Origin of the sequence: Massilia sp. CT11-137 (assembly GCF_047302885.1) — a bacterium.
In the GTDB taxonomy this organism is placed as follows: Bacteria; Pseudomonadota; Gammaproteobacteria; order Burkholderiales; family Burkholderiaceae_D; genus Telluria; species Telluria orientalis.
Genome location: NZ_JBKYMP010000001.1, coordinates 1,483,133 through 1,502,010 on the forward strand (window position 1 = coordinate 1,483,133; position 18,878 = coordinate 1,502,010).

At 66.2% G+C, this 18,878-nt stretch carries 11 protein-coding genes; 4 read left to right on the forward strand and 7 right to left on the reverse strand.

Going from position 1 to position 18,878, the window contains the following annotated elements:
* Positions 1–18: 18 nt before the first annotated feature.
* The 4 genes from ACEN98_RS06640 to ACEN98_RS06655 all read right to left on the reverse strand — a co-directional run bounded on the left by ACEN98_RS06640 (position 19) and on the right by ACEN98_RS06655 (position 6,851).
* On the reverse strand, positions 19–2,004 hold the full coding sequence (locus tag ACEN98_RS06640; RefSeq protein WP_413382826.1) for a diguanylate cyclase: 1,986 nt from the start codon (positions 2,002–2,004) through the stop codon (positions 19–21).
* A 300-nt stretch (positions 2,005–2,304) separates the two neighbouring features.
* Entirely contained in the window at positions 2,305–4,107 is a 1,803-nt protein-coding gene (locus tag ACEN98_RS06645; protein WP_413382828.1) for an ABC transporter ATP-binding protein, read from the reverse strand.
* Positions 4,097–5,848, reverse strand: coding sequence for an ABC transporter ATP-binding protein (locus tag ACEN98_RS06650; RefSeq protein ID WP_413382830.1), 1,752 nt, complete (start codon positions 5,846–5,848; stop codon positions 4,097–4,099). The genes ACEN98_RS06645 and ACEN98_RS06650 overlap by 11 nt, the downstream gene beginning before the upstream one ends.
* Positions 5,849–5,996: 148 nt before the next feature.
* Complete coding sequence (locus ACEN98_RS06655) at positions 5,997–6,851, reverse strand: phasin family protein (protein WP_413382832.1); 855 nt, start codon at positions 6,849–6,851, stop codon at positions 5,997–5,999.
* Positions 6,852–7,061: 210 nt separating this feature from the next.
* On the opposite strand from ACEN98_RS06655, the gene ACEN98_RS06660 reads away from it, so the two are divergent.
* The 3 genes from ACEN98_RS06660 to ACEN98_RS06670 all read left to right on the forward strand — a co-directional run bounded on the left by ACEN98_RS06660 (position 7,062) and on the right by ACEN98_RS06670 (position 9,524).
* The gene (locus ACEN98_RS06660) at positions 7,062–8,351 is read left to right on the forward strand and encodes an amidohydrolase family protein (RefSeq protein ID WP_413382834.1); all 1,290 of its coding nucleotides are present in this window, start codon (positions 7,062–7,064) and stop codon (positions 8,349–8,351) included.
* Between the two features lie 130 nt (positions 8,352–8,481).
* Entirely contained in the window at positions 8,482–9,012 is a 531-nt protein-coding gene (locus ACEN98_RS06665) for an N-acetyltransferase family protein (protein ID WP_413382836.1), read from the forward strand.
* Positions 9,012–9,524: a GNAT family N-acetyltransferase gene (locus ACEN98_RS06670; RefSeq protein ID WP_413337657.1), complete on the forward strand. Its 513-nt coding sequence runs from the start codon at positions 9,012–9,014 to the stop codon at positions 9,522–9,524. The genes ACEN98_RS06665 and ACEN98_RS06670 overlap by 1 nt, the downstream gene beginning before the upstream one ends.
* A 6-nt stretch (positions 9,525–9,530) precedes the next feature.
* Here ACEN98_RS06670 and ACEN98_RS06675 read toward each other — a convergent pair whose 3' ends face one another.
* From ACEN98_RS06675 to ACEN98_RS06685, 3 genes are read right to left on the reverse strand one after another with little or no spacing between them, the layout of a single operon-like run.
* A complete protein-coding gene (locus tag ACEN98_RS06675; protein WP_413382838.1) occupies positions 9,531–10,607 on the reverse strand; it encodes an alpha/beta hydrolase in 1,077 nt (358 codons plus the stop codon).
* Positions 10,607–13,543, reverse strand: a complete 2,937-nt coding sequence (locus tag ACEN98_RS06680) for an esterase (protein ID WP_413382840.1) — start codon at positions 13,541–13,543, stop codon at positions 10,607–10,609. Before ACEN98_RS06680 ends, ACEN98_RS06675 begins: the two co-directional genes overlap by 1 nt.
* A gap of 8 nt (positions 13,544–13,551) precedes the next feature.
* A complete protein-coding gene (locus ACEN98_RS06685; RefSeq protein ID WP_413382842.1) occupies positions 13,552–15,393 on the reverse strand; it encodes a glycoside hydrolase family 13 protein in 1,842 nt (613 codons plus the stop codon).
* A gap of 525 nt (positions 15,394–15,918) precedes the next feature.
* Between ACEN98_RS06685 and ACEN98_RS06690 the strand changes: the two genes are divergently transcribed.
* Positions 15,919–18,786 (forward strand): TonB-dependent receptor, encoded by a 2,868-nt coding sequence (locus tag ACEN98_RS06690; RefSeq protein ID WP_413382844.1) that lies wholly within the window; start codon positions 15,919–15,921, stop codon positions 18,784–18,786.
* Positions 18,787–18,878: the final 92 nt, after the last annotated feature.

The window sequence follows — 18,878 nt, forward strand, 5'->3', positions numbered from 1 at the left end:
GCGGGGGTGACGGTGTTTTTACGACGCCATCCGTAACTCCGGCACGTGCCCCGTCACGATCGATAGATCGACGAGCCCCGCGCGCCACGCCTTCTCGATGTCGTGCTCGACCTCGTCCAGCGCCGCCGGAGCGAGGCCGGACACGCCGCACACGCCGTACGCGCGGTTGCGGCCGTGGCCTTTGGCCAGGTACAGCGCCATGTCGACGATGTTGATCGCGCGTTCCCACGAGATGGGAGTGCCTGGCACGAGCGGGAACGGCGCGAAGCCGATCGATACGTTGACGGAGAGGCGCGTGCCCTGGTAGTCGATCGTGCGTGCCGGGATGCCGGCCAGCAGGCGGCGCGCCACCTCGTCGAGGCTGTTTCGCGGCACGGCCGGAAGGAAGGCGAGGAATTCCTCGCCGCCCCAGCGCACGATCATGTCGGTCTCGCGCAGGATCTCGCGCAGCGCGTCCGCGATCTCGCGCAGCACGGCGTCGCCGGCGCCGTGGCCGTACGTGTCGTTGATGTGCTTGAAGTGGTCGACGTCGAGCAGGAACATCGCGCTGACCATGTCCTCGCCGCTCGTGCCGCCGTTGTTGCTCATGCCCCGGCGCCCGATGTCCTGGTGCGAGCGCATGAATTCCTGGAAGTGGCGGCGGTTGTACAGCGCCGTCAGCGGGTCGCGCGCGCTCTGCTGCTTGAGTTCATGGTTCTTGACCTCGAGCTGGGCGTTGGCGTGCCGCACCTTGCGGTACAGGATGCCGACGATGACCGACGCGAGCGCGAACACGAGCGCCAGCAGCCACCAGATGCGCTGCTGCAGGCGGCGGTTGTCGATTTCGGTCGACTTGACCTGGTTTTCCTGGCGCAGCATCTCGATCTGGCGCTGGCGCTTGTCGGCCTCGTATTTTTCCTGCAGCTCCATCATCGCCTTCTGGCGGCGCGTCTCGAACAATTCGTTCGACAGCGCGCGCTCGCGGTGATACGCGGCCAGCGCGCCGGGCAGGTCGCCGGCGCGTTCCAGCGCGTCGCCGTATTCGACGAGGACACCCTGCTGGTCGGGCTTGTTGCCGGAGCGCTGGTACCAGTCCATGCCCTGCTCGATGTGCTTCTTGCCCTCCGCCAAGCGGCCCATGCCGAGATAGGCCTGGCCCACGTTGACGCGGGCCGTGGCGGCGAGGGCGTCGTCGTGCAGCTTCTGCGCCTGTTCCAGCGCCTGCTGCGCGTACGCGAGCGCGCGGCGCCAGTCCTGCTGCTTCAGGTACGAGTCGGCCAGGTTGACGAGCGTGTTGGCGATCATCGCGTCGGCGCCGATGCGGCGTTCCAGCGCGAGCGCCGACAGCAGGGCCTTCGTGCCCCGTTCCATGTCGCCGCTGTTGGCGGCAAGGATGTATTCCGTCGTCTTGAAGATCGCCAGGCGGCCCGGCGAATCGATCGCCTCCGCCAGCTGTTCCGCTTCGCCGATCGCCTCGAACCCCTTGTCGAATTCGCGCATCTGGTTGTACAGGTAGGCCAGCGACTTGAGCGCGACGGCGATCTGCAGCTTGTTGCCGCTCTGGCGCGCAAGCGTCACGGCGCCCTGCATCTTGGTCAGCGCGACGGGGAAGTTGCCTTCCTCGGCGAACGATTCCCCCGACGAGATCAGCACGAGGATGCGCAGGTCGACGTCGGGGCTGTGGGCGGCGAGGCGTTCGGCTTCCCACACCAGCTGGTGCGACTGGCTCATTTCGTTCAGGCCGAACAGGGCATAGGCCTTGGAGAGCAGGGCGCGCGCGACGAGGCTGTCGTCGTGCGCCTGGCGGCCCAGTTGCAGCGCCTGTTCGCACAGCTGGACGGCTTCCACGTGCTTGCCGAGGCGGTGGCTCAGGTCGCAGGACAGCGTGAGCAGGCGGGCGTGTTCGGCGGGCGTGCGGCGCGCCTGGGCGGCGAGGCCGGCCAGCAGCGGCACCGCGTGCTGGGGCGTGACGCGGATGATTTCCCCGAGTTCGGCAAAGCGCGCACGCACAGGTTCGTCCGGCATAGCGGCCGCCGGCGTGCTTCCGGAAACGAGCAATAGCAGGGCCAGCAGCGCACGGCTGCGTCGGTGCTGCGCTGCACGAGATAGACCTGCCAATATGCCTCCCGAGGAAGTGTGGTCCCTTAATTTAGGACATCTGCATATACAATTATAGGCTCTTGCAATTGAGAAATATCAATTAATGGAACGATTATGCGGAAAAGACACAGGTTTCGTATTCAAGAAGCCGCGTCGTCACAAAAATAGTGTTTAACTAACAAAATTTCTGCAGCGGCAACGATATCAAGGAGGTAAACAACGCGGTCAAACGCTCAGTTGTTGCAGCAAATACAGCCGCTGGTACAGGCCGCCTTCAATGCGCATCAGGTCGTCGTGGCTGCCCGATTCGCTGATGCGGCCGTGGTTCAGCACGACGATGCGGTCGGCGTCGCGGATCGTCGACAGCCGGTGCGCGATGGCGATGATCGTGACCTGGCCGCGCAACTCGTCCAGCGCCTGTTGCACGATCTGCTCCGTCTGGCTGTCGATGCGCGACGTGGCCTCGTCCAGCAGCAGGATGCGCGGCCGGCCGGCGAGGGCGCGCGCGATCGCGATCAGCTGCTTCTGGCCGGACGACAGGCGCGAGCCGCCTTCGCCCAGCGGCGTGTCGTAGCCCTGTTCCAGCCGCGCGATGAACTCGTGCGCATGCGCGGCGCGCGCGGCCGCCTCGATGGCTGCCTGCGACAGGCCGCGGCCCATGTCGATGTTCTCGCGTGCCGACGCCGCCAGCAGGAACGGATCCTGCGGCACGAGGCCGACCTCCGCGCGGAAACGCTCGTTGCCGATCGTCGCCAGCGGCTCGCCGAACAGGGTGATGGTGCCTTGCTCGACATTGTAATAACGCAGCAGCAGCGACAGCAGCGTCGACTTGCCGCTGCCCGTGTGCCCGACGATGCCGAAGAACGCACCCTGCGGGATGTCCAATGACAGGTCGTGCAGCACGGTCTGGCCCGCCACGTAGGCGAACGAGAGGCCGCGCACGCGCACGGCGGGGACGTCGGCCGCGACGGGCTTGCGTGCGGACACGACGCGCCCGGCGGCATGCTCGGCAGCACCCGCTTCGTCGAGCAGCGCGGCCACGCGCGCCGTGGCGACGACGGCCTGCTGCAGGCCCGAGAACTGCATCGTGATCTGGATGAGCGGTTCCACGACGCGCGCGATGTAGCTGATGAACGCGTACAGCACGCCCACTTCGACGGCATTCATGCTGCGCTGGCCGAAACTGTAGATGACGACGGCCAGCAGGACCACGTTGAGGAAATCGAGCGCGGGCCGCAGCAGGAAGGCGTTGGCGCGCAGCTCGGCCACGCGGGCCGTGTAGTGCTGGTCGTTGGTGTGGGCGAAGCGCTGGCCGAAGCGGTGCTGCGCATTGTTCGCCTGCAGCACGCTCATGCCGCCGATGGATTCCGCCATCTGGCCGTTGATGTCGCTGCGCAGCGCGCGCGCGCGCGTGACCGCCGGCGCGGACAGCCGCTGGTACAGCCACACGATGCCCAGGACCGCGGGCACGAGCGCCAGCACGATCACCATCAGGCGCCAGTCCAGCCACGCCATCGCGATGGACGTGCCGACGAGGACGATGCTGGAATCGAGGATCACGAACAGCACCTGGATGTACAGGGTTTTCACCGCCTCGGTGTCGTTGGTGACGCGGCTCACGAGCTGGCCCGTGATGGCGCGGTCGAAGAACGCCATCGGCAGGCGCAGCACGTGGCCATAGACCCATTCGCGCAGGCGCTGCACGGCGCGCATCGCCATGCCGGACAGGCGCACGAGCTGCAAAAAGCGCAGCCACGACGCGGCCATTCCCGTGACGACGACGCCGGCCAGCAGCCACCCCATGCGCGTCCAGTCGAGGTGGTGCGGCAGCAGGTGGTCGTCGATCAGCTTCTTGCCCAGCAGGGGACCGACCACTTCCAGGCCGGCCGCGAGGATCAGCCACAGCGTGGCCCAGCCGAGGTGGGCGCGGTCCGGATGGGCGGCGCGGCGCAGCAGGCTTGTCGCCTGGCGCGCCTGCGCCGCAGTTACACTCTTGTTCGCGCTTTTCTTGACGTCTTCAGATGGCATCGAGGCTGGCCTCCAGTTGCTGGTAGCGCCACTGGCTGGCATACCAGCCGTCCAGGGCGAGCAGTTCGTCGTGCGTGCCGCGCTCCACGATGCGGCCTTCGCGCAGTACGACGATCAGGTCCGCGTTCACGACGGCCGACAGGCGGTGGCTCGCGATGATCGCCGACAGTTCCGGGCGTTCGCGCCGCACGTCGTTCAAATGGTCGAGGATGTTCGTTTCCGTGCCCGTGTCGACGGCGGACAGCGCGTCGTCGAGCAGCAGGAGGGCGCTTGTGCCCAGCAGCGCGCGCGCGATCGCCACGCGCTGGCGCTGCCCACCCGACAGCGTGATGCCCTTCTCGCCGACGGGCGTGTCGTAGCCGTCCGGGAAGCGGAGGATGTCGTCGTGGATCGCGGCCATCTTCGCCGCCTGTTCGATCTCCGCGCGCGATGCGCCCGGGTGGCCCAGGGCGATGTTTTCCGCGATCGATGCGGAGAACAGGAACGATTCCTGCGGCACCCAGCTGATGTGCGCGCGCAGCGTGGCAAGCGTGTATTCGTCGAGTGCGTGGCCGCCCCACGTCACGCGGCCGTGCTGCGGCGTGGCCTGGCGCAGCAGCACGCGCAGCAGCGTGGACTTGCCCGCGCCCGTGGCGCCCACGAGGCCCAGCGTCTTGCCCGGTTCCAGGCGCAGCGAGACGTCGTCCAGCGCGGCGCGCGCGTCGTCGCTGTAATGGAAGCGGACATGGTCCAGCACGAGCGGGCCGCGCGCGAGCGTCTCCAGCGTCCCGCGGTCGTCGACGGTCAGCGGCGCATCGAGCAGCGGCTGCAGGCGCGCGAGGGCGGCGCGTCCGCGCTCGATCAGCGACAGCACCCAGCCCGCGGCGAACATCGGCCAGATCAGCTGGCCGAGGTACATGGTAAAACTCGTGAGGCTGCCGATCGTGATCTGGCCCTGCCACACGAGATAGCCGCCGAGGCCCAGCGTGAGGCCGGTGGCGGCGGTGAGCGTGAGGCCGACGGCCGGTTCGTACGCCGCTTCCCATTTCTGCGCGGCGAGGCTCGCGTCGGCGGCGCGCGCGGCCAGTTGCGCGAACTGGTCGGCGCTGCGCTGTTCCAGGCCGAGGGCGCGCAGGGTGCGCACGCCGGACAGCGTCTCCTGCACGTGGTCGTTCAGCGCGGAGAAGCGCTTCAGCGAATCCGTCGACGCCGTGTGGATGTGGCTCGAGATGCGCCAGAACGCCAGCGCCATCAACGGGAACGGCAGCAGGGCGATCGTCGTCAGGCGCCAGTCGACGCCGAGGAACATGATGCCCAGCACCATGACGAGCGTGAGCGTGCCGTCGAATCCGGCCAGCATCGCTTCGCCGGCCGCCTGCTCGATGGCGTCGATGTCGTTGGTGCCGAGCGCCATCAGGTCGCCCGTGCGCTGGCGCTGGAAGAAGGCGGGGCCTTGCGCGGACAGGCGGTCGTACAACTTCGTGCGCAGTTCCACGCCGAGCCGGTAGGACGCGGAATACAGGCGCAGGCGCCACGCCACGCGCAGTCCATAGATCGCGAGGCCGAGGCCGAGCAGTTGCGCGATCTGGATGAGCAGGTCATGGCCGCCGAGGCGGTGCGCGGCGAGGCCGTCGATCATCGCGCCGACCTTGCGCGGCACGAGCACGGTGCACAGGGCCACGCCGAACAGCATCACCGCCGATGACGCATAGGAACGCCAGTGCCGGCGCACGAAGCCGCCGATCAGCTTTGCCAAACCCATTGAAGATCCTGTTCTTGTTGTTGGTGAGTGAAAAAAGAAAAAGCGGGCCAAGGCCCGCTAATTTACTATTTTTGACGCACTCTTGCTGGTAGGGTGGGCACCCCGTGCCCACGCGTGACGCATGCATTAGGCGAACGTGCCCACCATATTATTTCTTGCGCTGCGAGCGCGAGGTCTTGCCGCCGTGCGTCACGACGCGCAGCGGCGGCGTGCTCTCGGTCGGCGTGACGATCGGCAGTTCCACGTGCGGACCTGCTTCCAGCGGCACGGTCGATGCGATCGGATGCTCGGCGGCGGCCGGCTTCGGTGCGACCTTGTTCAGCGCTTTCGCGAGCGGCTTGGCCCTGGCGGGCGGCACCTCGTCGGCGATGGCCGTTTCGACCGGATCGGCGGCCGGCGCTTCCGGTTCCGCGGACACCGCTTCGGTCACGGTGGTCGTGATCGGTTCGGGCGCCTGCGGTTCGGTCTGGGGCTCGGCCTGCGGCGCGGCCGCTTCGTCGGCGCGGCCGATGGCCTGGGCACCTGCATCCAGCGCCGCTTCGGCCAGCGCGCAGCCGGTATCGACGGCGGCGCTGACGATCTCGCTGTTCACGGTGGCCGCATCGGCCGTCGCGATGGCTGCCTGCTCCATGAACTGGGGCACGGACGTCGGGATGTTCGCGGTCGCGGCGGGCACCAGTTGCAGCGGCTGCTGCGTGCTCCAGCTGCGCTCGTGCGTGCCGGCGGCAATGCCCAGCAGCTCGCGGCCGTAGGAAAAGAATTGCTGCCACTGGCCCTGGGCCGTGGTGCCGATGGCCAGGAAATCGCGCGGGTTGGTAATTTCGAGCAATTGCTTGAAGGTTCCCGTAGCTTGTTCGACCGACGCGCGGGAGGTCTTCATGTTGAGCGCAATCAGCTGTTCGGCGCTGTCGATCGCGCGCTGGCTCAATGCCCGGAACACGTCGAGCTGTGCTTCCCATTGGGACTTGCGGACGGCGGACAACTGTTCGGAGAATGAAGTCATCTGGGTTCCTTGTCTTTCAGGTTGTAACCATTCGGTTTATGACGCACTGCAATAAGTCTAGTGTAAAGGGGTTCATGCGGGATGAAAAGGGAATTCTATGTTGTTTTTGCAAGGAAATCTTGCGGTGCAGCATTGAGGTTTGATATATATCATTGACAAGATGATCAGCGTGGTAATCTGATGAGGTCCCAACCATCAGGAGCCCCGCGCATGGATCTCGTTCTCCGCAACGCCACCCTGGCCGATGGCCGGAAGGTCGACATCGCCGTCGCAGGCGGCACCATCGCTGCCGTCGAGCCCGCCTTGCCGCAACGGGGCGCGCGCGAGATCGACGTCGGCGGCGACCTCGTGACGCCGCCGTTTGTCGACGCCCATTTCCACATGGACGCGACGCTCAGCTATGGCCTGCCGCGCGTGAACGAATCGGGCACCTTGCTGGAAGGCATCGCGCTGTGGGGCGAGCTGAAGCCGCAGCTGGCGCAAGAGGCGCTCGTCGAACGCGCGTTGCAGTATTGCGACTGGGCCGTGGCGCGCGGCCTGCTGGCGATCCGCAGCCACGTCGACGTGTGCGACGACCGCCTGCTGGCCGTGGAGGCGCTGCTCGACGTCAAGCGCAAGGTCGCACCTTACATCGATTTGCAACTCGTCGCGTTCCCGCAGGACGGCCTGCTGCGCAGCAAGACCGCTTTCGACAATCTCAAGCGCGCCATCCGGATGGGCGTGGAAGTCGTCGGCGGCATCCCGCATTTCGAACGGACGATGGCCGACGGCGCCGAGTCCGTGCGCCTGCTGTGCGAATTCGCGGCGGAGCAGGGGCTGATGGTCGACATGCATTGCGACGAAAGCGACGATCCCTTGTCGCGCCACATCGAGACCCTTGCCGCGGAGACGCTGCGCCTCGGCCTGCAGGGCAGGGTCGCCGGCTCGCATCTCACGTCGATGCACTCGATGGACAACTATTATGTGAGCAAGCTGCTGCCGCTGATGGCGGAATCCGGCGTCGCCGCGATCGCGAATCCCCTCATCAACATCACCCTGCAGGGCCGCCACGACACGTACCCGAAACGCCGGGGCATGACGCGCGTGCCGGAATTGCTGGCGGCCGGCGTGCCGGTGGCGTTCGGCCACGATTGCGTGATGGATCCGTGGTACGGCCTCGGTTCCGGCGACATGCTGGAAGTCGCGCACATGGGCCTGCACGTCGCGCAGATGACGGGCCAGGCCGCGATGCGACTGTGCTTCCAGGCCGTCACGGAAACGCCCGCGCGCATCCTCGGCCTGCCGGGCTATGGCATCGCGCCGGGCTGCCGCGCGGACCTCGTCTGGCTCGACGCGGGCGACCCCGTCGAGGCCATCCGCCTGCGCGCCGCGCGCCGGCTCGTGCTGCGTGCCGGCGAAGTGATCAGCGAGGCGCCGCCGGCGCGCGCGCGCCTGCGCCTGCCGGGCCGGCCGGCGTCGGTTGATTTCCGATTGGAACGATTGAAGCGGGCGGAGCAGTAACGGGCGGCACGAAGTCTTTCCTACCTTTATTCAGCGGAAATTTTCTACGTCCGGTTACCGGATCGGCATCCGTGCAGCCGAATCCCAAGGTAGAATCTTGCGCTTTCGATACGTCCCAGCAGGTCACGCAGTGAAAGATATCCAGATTCGTCCCGCTACTGAAACTGATTTCAATGCTATGTGGACCATTTTCCAGGCGCACGCGGCCGAGGGTGAAACCTATGCCCAGGACGCGGACACGAGTCGCGAAGACACCTACGATTACTGGTTCGCAGCCGAGGCGTCGACCTATGTCGCGGTGCGCGGCGAGGAGCGGATCCTCGGGATGTACAAGCTGCAGCCGAACCACGTGGGACGCGGGGCGCATGTCGCCAATGCGTCGTACATGGTCAGTCCGAACGCGCAGGGCGTCGGCGTGGGTCATTTGCTCGGCGAGCACAGTATCGGCGAGGCCCGCCGCAAGGGCTACCTGGCCATGCAGTTCAACTTCGTCGTCAGCACGAACAATCCCGCGATCCACCTGTGGAAGCGGCTCGGCTTTTCCATCGTCGGCACCTTGCCGAAGGCGTACCGCCACCGCCGGCTCGGCTATGTCGATGCGTACGTGATGTACAAGCTGCTGGAAGACCCCGCGCGCTGGCCGCTGCCGGAAGAAGACTGATGCCGGTGGATATCCTCGCGACCCCGCGCCTGCGCCTGCGCACCGCCGACCGCGACGACGCCGACTTTTATCTTGCGCTCGTCAACGATCCCGGCTTCCTGGAGCATATCGGCGACCGCGGCATCCGCACGCGCGAGGATGCCGTGCAGGCCCTGCTCGACGGCCCGATCGCGATGCAGGCCACGCGCGGCCACTCGCTGTACGTCGTCGAACTGAAGGACAGCGGCACGCCCATCGGCATGTGCGGCCTGATCAGGCGCGAGACGCTGGACGGCGTCGACATCGGCTACGCCTACCTGGCGCGTTACTGCGGCCGCGGCTATGCGTACGAGGCCGGCATGGCCGTGCTGGCGCTCGCGCCCGCGCTGGGCCTCAAGCGCGTGCTGGCCATCACGTCGCCCAACAACCTCGCGTCCAACGGCCTGCTGCGCAAGATGGGCATGCGGTACGAACGGTTCGTCCACCTCGTGCCGGGCGACGCCGGCAGCAATTTATACAGCATGGAATTCTGATTCCGGTCACTGCCGGGTCGAACCCCACGGGAAGAACCAGGTCAGCGGCTTGTCCACGCGCGCGGCCCACGAGGCCTCGTTGTGGCGCGCGCCCTCGGCCTTGTAGAACATCAGGTCTTCGTTGTCGCGATAACCCTTGGCCAGCATGGCGTCGCGCATCTTCGCCGTGTCGTCCAGGCCGTCGTCGCGCGTGCCGGCGTCGAGGTAGAACTTCACGGGCACGCGGTCCGGCACCTTCGCCAGCAGCGCCCCGTTGTTCCACCAGAACGAGCTGGAGACGCCGCCCGCCTTCGAGAAGATGTCCGGGTGGCGCTGCGCGATCAGCACCGAGGCGATGCCGCCCAGCGACGAGCCCATGATCGCCGTCGTTTCCTTGCCGGGCAGGGTGCGGTACGTGCGGTCGACGTACGGCTTCACCGTCTCGACGATGAACGCGTCGTAGGCATTCAGCTTGCCCCCGCCGTATTTCGGGTCGCAGCAGGGCGTGTATTCGGGGATGCGGTCCGGCGTGTTGTCGATGCCGACGACGATCACCTCGTCCATCACGCCCGTCGCCACGAGACGGTTGACCGTCTCGTCGATGCCCCATTCGACGCCGTACGATGCCGTCTTCGCATCGAACAGGTTCTGGCCGTCGTGCATGTACAGCACGGGGTAGCGCTTCGCCGCGTTCTCGCCGTAGCTGGGCGGGAGATAGATGCGCAGGGCGCGCTTGTTGTCCAGTTGCGGCGACGCGAAATCCTTCACGATCGTCACCTTGCCGAACGGCGGGCCGAAGAACGGGTAGATGTCGACCGTGCCGCCCGCCGCCAGTTTATAGACGCCACCGATCGACACCTTGTCCGCGCCCAGCGTGGGCTTCATCTGGATGTCGCCCAGCGCGTCCGGCCACGTGAACGTCCACACGTTCAGCGGGCCGCCTTCCGGCTTCGCGGGCACGCCCTGCGACCAGCCGGCGGCGCCCTTGTCGGCGCGGATCTGGATCGTGTCCTTGCCCGCGGCGTAGTGGATGCGCACGGTGGTGGCGTGGGCCTGCGCCAGCATGAGGCCCGCCGCTGCGGCGGCGATTGCGATTCGTTTCATCATTTCGTTCCGTTGGTACGCAGCAGCCGCACGCCGTAGATGTCGAAGCGGTTCGACGGACCGTCGACGCCGCCGGCCGCGCTGAAGCTGCGGTTGCTGTCCAGATAACTCATGTTGTAGAAGTCGCTCATCTCGATCCGGTACGCGACGTTCGCCTTCAGGCGCGCCGCCAGCGGGGTCGAATACACGGTCGGGGTGTTCGCCTTCTCGATGCGCGCGTGCGGCAGTTGCACGACGCCTTGGGCGACGATGCGTCCCGACTCATCCTTGAGCGCCAGCCATTTTACGCCACCGCTGATGCCCAGGTTGATCTGGTTGGCGCCGTTGTGATAGCGGACCTGCACGGCGTAGTCGCCCGCTTGCGGGACGCGCACGTCGCGCACGTCGAGGCGGTCGGCCGGCTGGCCCCAGTTGGCGCGATGTGCTTCGGCGAAGCGCGCATTGCCCGGTGCGATGGCCACGCGGGAGTCTACGCGCGGGTCGGTGGCGGCGATCGCCACGCTGGCGCCTGCGCAGCGCGGCACGCTGTGGTGGCTGCGGTTGCCGGACGACGTGTATTGCGCTTCGGCGGCGTAGCATGCCGCGGCGCTGTTCTCGCGGTCGGTCCATGGGCCGGCGCTGAGATTCGACGCCACCAGCTTGCCGTCGCGGTAGATGTTGTACGTGATGCCCGCCTGCTGGTCGGCCGGCACGATCGTCACCGTCGTCGTCCCGCCCGCGCGCGCGACGCCATCGATACGCGGCTCGCGCGGGCCGAACACGGTCGGCGTTTCCGCGTACGGATCGGCGCTCACGCGGCGGATGGCCGTGGTGCCGTCGACCAGCTTGCCCAGCTGGACCTCGATGTCGCTGTGCGCATCCAGCGCGCTCCACGGGATGCTGCTGCCGGCCGGCTTGCCGTCGACGAGGATGCGCTCGACGGCGTAATAACCGCTGGTGCCGGCCGCCGGCACGGGCGGCAGCCGCAGTTTCACATTGACGGCGCGGCCCTGCAAACGCAGGTTGTACAGCGCGATGTTGTCGCCCGCCGCGAACACGCCGCCGCGCAGCTTCGCCGTGACGAACGGCTTCACCTCGATGCCTTCACGTGTCGTGGAAACGCCGAACACGTCGCGGATCACCATGCCGAGATAGCCGCCGACGGACCACAGCTGGCGCTTCGAATTGATGACGGGGCCGATCAGGTTCGGATGCGCCTCGTCCAGCAGCAGCGGCTGGCCGGACAGCCACTCCAGGTTTTCCATGTTCGACATATTCAGCGCCGCGCCCCGCATCAGCGTGTCGTACGCGGCATCGGCTACCGCGACGTTGCGGCCCGCGATCGCGGCGCGCAGGCCGTACGCGGTGACGAACGGCCACATCGCGCGGTTGTGGTAGACGGGCAGGTCCTGCTGCTGCGGCCAGATGACGGGCGCGCCCATCGGGCCGTGCGGATAGCTGGCGAGGATTTTCTGCGCCCGCGCGCCGTCCGCGACGCCGGTGATGATCGCGAGCGACTGTCCCAGCCAGTCGAACTTGTGCAGCGGCGCGCCGTCGAAGTGCGGGGCCGTGAGGCTGCTGTACATGCCGGCGTCGTCGAGCCACAGGCGCGTGTTGATCGCGCGCTTCAGGTCGCGCGCCCACCCCTCGTAGCGCGTGGCGCGGCGAATGTCAGCCCGATCCCCGTGTTCGCGGGCCAGTTGTGCTGCGAGCGTCAGCGCCTTGTAGTGGCCGACGTTGGTCGACAGCGCTTTCGAACTGGCCATCGATGCCAGGTCGTCGGTGATCCATTTCGCGTACGTCTGGTCGCGCCAGTCGAGGAACGATTCCTCGCCCGTGTACAGGCCCGTCGTCTTGTCGAACGCGGCGATGCGGTCGTTCTCGATCGTGTTCGCCAGCGCCTGCAGCGCCTTCGTCGCGAACGCCGCGCGCTCGCTGGCCGGCAGCGTCTTGAGGACTTCTTCGGCCGCGAAGGCCCACGTGATGCGGTCCGTGCTGACGGGCCAGCTGCCGCCGCTGCCCGTGTCCTGCACGATCTGCAGGCCGTCGGGCGTGCCCGCGACCTGCGGCGCCTTCGGCACACCGGCGCGCCAGCCGGACAGTTTGAACAGCAGCGAATTGCGCACGCGTTGCGGATCGAGCATGGCGAGACCGAGGTCGGCTGCGTACGACAGGTCGCGCGTCCACACGTAATGCCATTTCTCGCCCGTCTCGAAGCAGTCGCACGGGATCGCGGCGCCGCCGTTGTAGTTCCCGTCGCGGATCTCCTTCACGGAGTCCAGCTTCATCTCGTGGCCGGCCAGCGCGAACAGCGCGTCGAACGCGAGGTTGCCGCTGCGGACGACGGGCAGCGTGGCGTCTTCCTCGTACGTCGTCGCTTGCGGGCCCGGGTCGCGCAACTGCATCGTCGTCGAATGCGCATAGCTGCGCAGCGGCGCCTGCGGATCGCGCACGGAGAAGCGCGCCGATTCTTCCTTGCCGTCCCAGGTGGGGAAGGTCAGGGTGGCCGTCGCGCCCGCGCCCGCGTGCGGATCGGCGGCCGCCGCGGCCGCGGGCGTCTCGACCTGCGTCACCGTCAGCACGGGGCGCTTCGGGTCCGACACGTCGACGCGGAAGCGGAACGTGGTCGTCGTCTTCGTGAACAGATAGTCTTCCGGCCCCGCTTCCGTCGCGAGCGGATAGGCGTCGCCCAGCTTGACGCTGACGCTGGCGGCCGGATTCGCGACCCATTCCGCGGCCCAGTCCTTGCTGCCGATCTTGAAGGCGTGGTTGCCGGGGCTGACGAGGATGTCGGCCTGATAAATTCCTTTGCCCTGATGGACCAGGACGTTGTCCGTGCCCCAGCCGTTGAAGGCGCCGCGCACATAGATGTCGTAACGCAGCGGCGCGGCTTCGGCCGCGATGGCGGCGACGGATTGGGCGAAGAGGGCGGCGGCGAGAACGGTGTGCTTGATCATGGCAGGATTCAGAGTTCGAGGATGACAACGGATTTCGCGGGCAGGCGGATTTCCTTGCCCAGGTCGAAACGCTTGCCGGTCAAGACGTCGGTCCCGGCCGCAACCCCGGACAGCATCTCATGGAAGCGCCCGGCGGGCAGCACGGCTTCCTTCCCATTCGCATTGAACGCGACCATGACCTTCTTCTTGCCGCTCGGTTTCCCGTCATAGCGGAAGTAGACCCACGTATTGTTCTGAGGCCCGTACTGCATCAGCTTCCCGTCGTGCACGACGGCCGCGCCCTTGCGCCAGTTGACGAGCTTCTTCACGAACGCCTGCGCCTCGCGCTGGCGCGGCGTGAGGCCGGCCCCGGTGAAGGCGTTGACCTTGTCGCCGGCCCAGCCGCCGGGAAAGTCGCGGCGGTAGCTGCTGTCGTCGCGGCGGTCGACGGTGCTCGTCATCAGGAGCTCGTCGCCCACGTAGAAATGCGGGATGCGGGGCATCGTCATGATGAACGCGAGGTCCATCTTCCAGCGCTCGACGTCTTCGCCGACGACGCTGTACAAACGCGCCATGTCGTGGTTCCCCTCGAACAGCACGAGGTTCGACGCGTCCGGATAGAGATAGTCCAGCGACAGCATCTCGTACACGTCGTTGAAGACGTTCTCGTTCTTGCCGCCGGCGAGGGCCGTGCGCATCGCCTCCGTCAGCGGGAAGTCCATCATGCTGGGCATCGAGGTGGGAGCGCGCTGCCAGTGCGCGACGACGGGCGGCAGCTTGCTCCATTCCTCGCCCACCATGTTCAGGTGCGGATACTCGCCCAGCACGCGCTGCGTGTATTGCGCGAGGAAGCCGCCGTCCGAATAGCCGAACGTGTCGATGCGCAGGCCGGACAGGCCCGCGTACTCGATCCACCAGATGCTGTTCTGGATGAGGTAATTGGCGACGAACGGGTTGGTTTGGTTCATGTCGGGCATGCCGGGGCTGAACCAGCCGGTCGTGAAGTTGCTGGCGTCTTCCTGCGCCGCGTACGGGTCCTGCACGGCCGTCCGGTGGTGCATCGTCGCGACGAAACGGCCGTCGTTGTGGTTGATCCAGTCCGGCGTCGGCAAGTCCTTCATCCACCAGTGATGCAGGCCGATGTGCGACAGCACGACGTCCTGGATCACGCCGATGCCGTGCTTCTTCGCTTCGTTCGACAGGCGCACGTAGTCCTCGTTGCTGCCGTAGCGCGGGTCGATCCGGTAGTGGTCCGTCGCCGCATAGCCGTGGTAGGACGCGGCCGGCATGTCGTTTTCGACGAGGGGCGTGGGCCACAGCTGCGTGAAGCCCATGCCCGCGATGTAGTCGAGGTGGTCGATGATGCCCTGGATGTCGCCGCCGTGGCGGCCGTGGCCGAGCTTGCGGTCGAGTTTATCCGCGAGGGCGGGCACGCTGTCGTTCGAAGGATCGCCGTTGGCGAAGCGGTCCGGCATCAACTGGTAGATCGCGTCGGCTTTCCCGAAACCGTTGCGCCCGGCCGAGCCGGATGCCCGCGCCAGCAGGCGGTAGATGTGGCGGGTCGGACGCGCGCCGCGGAAATCGATCGCGACGTCGCCTGGCTGCGCGTCGGAGGCGATGTCCAGGTCGATGAACAGGTAGTTGCGGTTGGCCACGCGGGTGACGGCCGCGATGCGCACCCCGGGGTAGGCGATGGCCGGTTCCAGGTCCGCGATGGCGGGGCCGTGCACCATCAGTTGCAGGCGGTGGTCGTGCATGCCCGTCCACCAGAACGGCGGGTCCATGTGGTCGATGACGGCCGGTGCGGCGGTTGCGCCGGTAAGGAAGAGGCTGCCGAGCAGCAGGACGGCGAGGCGGGGCGAAATGCGCAATGTGGTCTCCGGAGCGTAGTCGGACTACAGCGATTTACTCAGCTTGTTGCCTAGGAGTAATGCGCTTATTACATTATTGCTCGGAGAATACTACAGACACTTGAGCGCAGCAACGCAACCAACCTACCGAGTCTCTAGTTTTGCTACACGGTTTTGCGAGCGACGGGCAAGTACGAATGTGGGTAAATCCCAACATTCCGTAAAACTACTACGCGAGTTTGCCTCAAAAAGGTGCAAAACACTCCTAAATTGATGTTCGGAAATCGATTTGTAGCGCGACTACAATGCCCGCATGCTTATTCTGTAGCTCGAATACAACGAGAAAAGTCGTTTTTTAGTCGATTTGGCGTAAAACTCCTACATTCCCGTAATCGAAGGCAACTCACGTTGACAGTGCATCTAGTTTTAATACAGAATCCTTGACAGAACGTACGTACTTATAAACGTTTGCTTTTTGGCTCCCGGAGCGGGCTCAAGCTGCCGTCGTCGGGAAAAACAATGAGATCTGATGATTTGAGGGGACAAATGAAGATTTTTAATGGCAAGCACGCGCGTAACATCAATGGCGCACTTGTGTTCAAGCTGAGCCCGGTTGCCGCCGGTTGCGCCGTGTTCCTGTCGGCGCTCGGCACCAACGTCTACGCCCAGGACGCCACCGTCTCGCAAGCCGCCCAGGCGACGGACGCCAACGGCAACCCGGTCAGCACGGTGACCGTGACCGGTATCCGCCGCGGCATCGAGGCGGCCATCTCCATCAAGAAGAATTCCAACTCCATCGTCGAAGCGATCTCGGCGGAAGACATCGGCAAGCTGCCGGATGCCACCGTGGCCGAATCGATCTCGCGCCTGCCGGGCGTGACCGCGCAGCGCGACAAGTCGTCGGGCCGTGCGTCCGCGATCTCCGTCCGCGGCCTGTCGCCGGACTTCAACGGCACGCTGCTGAACGGCCGCGAGCAGGCGTCGGCGGGCGACAGCCGCGGCGTCAAGTTCGACCTGTACCCGGCCGAAATGCTGGGCACCATCACGATCTACAAATCGCCGGACGCCAGCCTGATGGGCCAGGGCATCGCCTCGACCATCGACCAGCGCACCGTGATGCCGCTGGACTTCGGCAAGCGCACCGTTGCCGTCGGCTACAAGGCCATGCGCTTCGGCGAGCACAACAACGGCCTGGGCACCGGTACCGGCTACCGCTCCACGCTGACCTACATCGACCAGTTCGCCAACCGCACGATCGGCGTGGCCCTGGGCGCCGTGAAGTTCAACGACACGGGCGCCGAACAGTTCCAGGCCGACGGCTGGGGCGGCGGCGCGGGTTCGGCCACGTACAACGGCCAGACCGTCAAGGTCCCGAACGGCTTCAAGACCGACGTCCAGCGCGACCCGCAGACCAACAAGGGCGTGATGGGCATCCTGCAATTCCGCCCGAATAAGGACTTCGTCACCACCGTCGACCTGTTCCACTCGAAGAACACCGACAACACCAAGAAGACCGGCCTGGAAGGCTCCGTCTGCGGCAGCACCGGTTCGTACGACCCGAACGGCGTGCTGACCAACGCCACCATCGTCGACGGCGTGGCCACCTCGGGCACCTGCACGAACTTCAAGGGCGACGTCCGCAACCACATCGAAGCCGTCACCGACACGCTGAATTCGTGGGGCATCAACAGCCGCCTGCGCCGCGAAGGCTGGACCGTCACCGGCGACATCGCCGGCTCCAAGGTCACGCACGATTCGAACCGCTACGAGACGACGGCGGGCCAGCCGGGCGACGCGACGAACCTGTCCACCATCTCCTGGACCGGCTACAACGGCAAGGACAACCTGGCGCCGACCTACACGACGTCGCTGAACTACGCCGACCGCGGCCAGGTCGTCCTGACCGACCACGCGGGCTGGGGTGGCGGCCTGACCGGCAACCCGCAGGCCGGCTACGTCGCCGTGGGCACGACCACCGACGAGATCAAGTCGTACCGCCTGTCCGCCAAGCATGACATGGAACTGGGTCCGCTGACGGCCGTCGAATTCGGCGTCAACCGCACCAACCGCAACAAGGGCCGCGACCAGAACGAAGGCAACCTGGTCGTCGGTACCGGCCCGTACGGCTCGGCACCGGTGCCGGGTACGGACGTCCTGGTGACGCCGCAGTCGGGCATCCCGGTCGTCGCGTGGAACCCGCTCGGTTCGCTCGGCACGGTCTACCAGCTGCTGCCGAAGGTCGACCAGCCGATCCAGACGGACAAGAACTGGGATGTGTCGGAGAAGGTCTCGACCGGTTACCTGATGGGTAACCTGGAAGGCGAGCTGTTCGGCCTGTCCTACCGCGGCAACATCGGCGCGCAGTACATCCACACGAACCAGAGCTCGACCGGTACCGTGGTCGACACGAGCAAGTGCGCCGGCGTCGCCGGGCAGGCTTGCCCGGCCTACGTCGTGCGGGGTCACCACTCGTACAACGACTTCCTGCCGAGCCTGAACCTGGGCTTCGAACTGCCGTACGACCAGATGTTCCGTGTCGGCCTGGGCAAGACGCTGTCGCGCACCAAGATGAGCGACCTGCGTCCGGGCGGCGGCGTGAGCCTGAACACGTCGTTCCACGACGGCCCGATCCTGTCGGGCAGCGCCGGCAACCCGAACCTGGAACCGTTCCGTGCGAAGGCGCTGGACCTGTCGTGGGAAAAGTACTTCACCGTCAACGGTGCCAAGGGCTATGTCGCCGTCGCCGGCTTCTACAAGAAGCTCGACACCTACGTGCTGACCGTCCCCAAGACCGTCGACTTCGCGACGAGCGGCCTGCTGAGCGCCAAGACCCCGCTGCCGGCGTCGGGTCCGAACGCCGGTTCGACCGTCGGTATCCTGAACACCCCGGTCAACGGCACGGGCGGCAACATCAAGGGTATCGAGCTGACCGCGTCGCTGCCGTTCGCCATGTTGTCGAAGTACCTGAGCGGCTTCGGCGTCGAGGTCAACCACTCGAGCACCCTGAGCTCGGTGAACCTGCTGACGACGGGCCTGACCGTGATCGACACGGGCGGCGTCGCGACGATCCCGCTGCCGGGCCTGTCGCGCCAGGTGACCAACCTGCGCCTGTACTACGAAGCGCATGGCTTCCGCGCGTCGATCGCCGCCAAGCACCGCAGCGACTTCCTGGGCGAGATCAGCGACTTCCAGGACAACAACCAGCTGACCTTCATCCGTGGCAACACGACGGTCGACGGCCAGCTGACGTACGAGTTCGGCGACAACACGATGCTGAAAGGCCTGTCGCTGACGGCCGCGGTGAACAACTGGACGAACTCGCCGTTCATCCGTTACGCCGCGAACCCGAGCGAGATCGCCGAGAAGATCACGTTCGGCCGTACGTACAGCCTGGGCGCGAGCTACAAGTTCTAATCCGGTACAAGTTCTACTCCGTTATCCGGCTGTCGTCCGTAGGGTGAGCACCCCGTGCCCACGTACCGCGTGCGGCGCGCAAACGTCCGCGT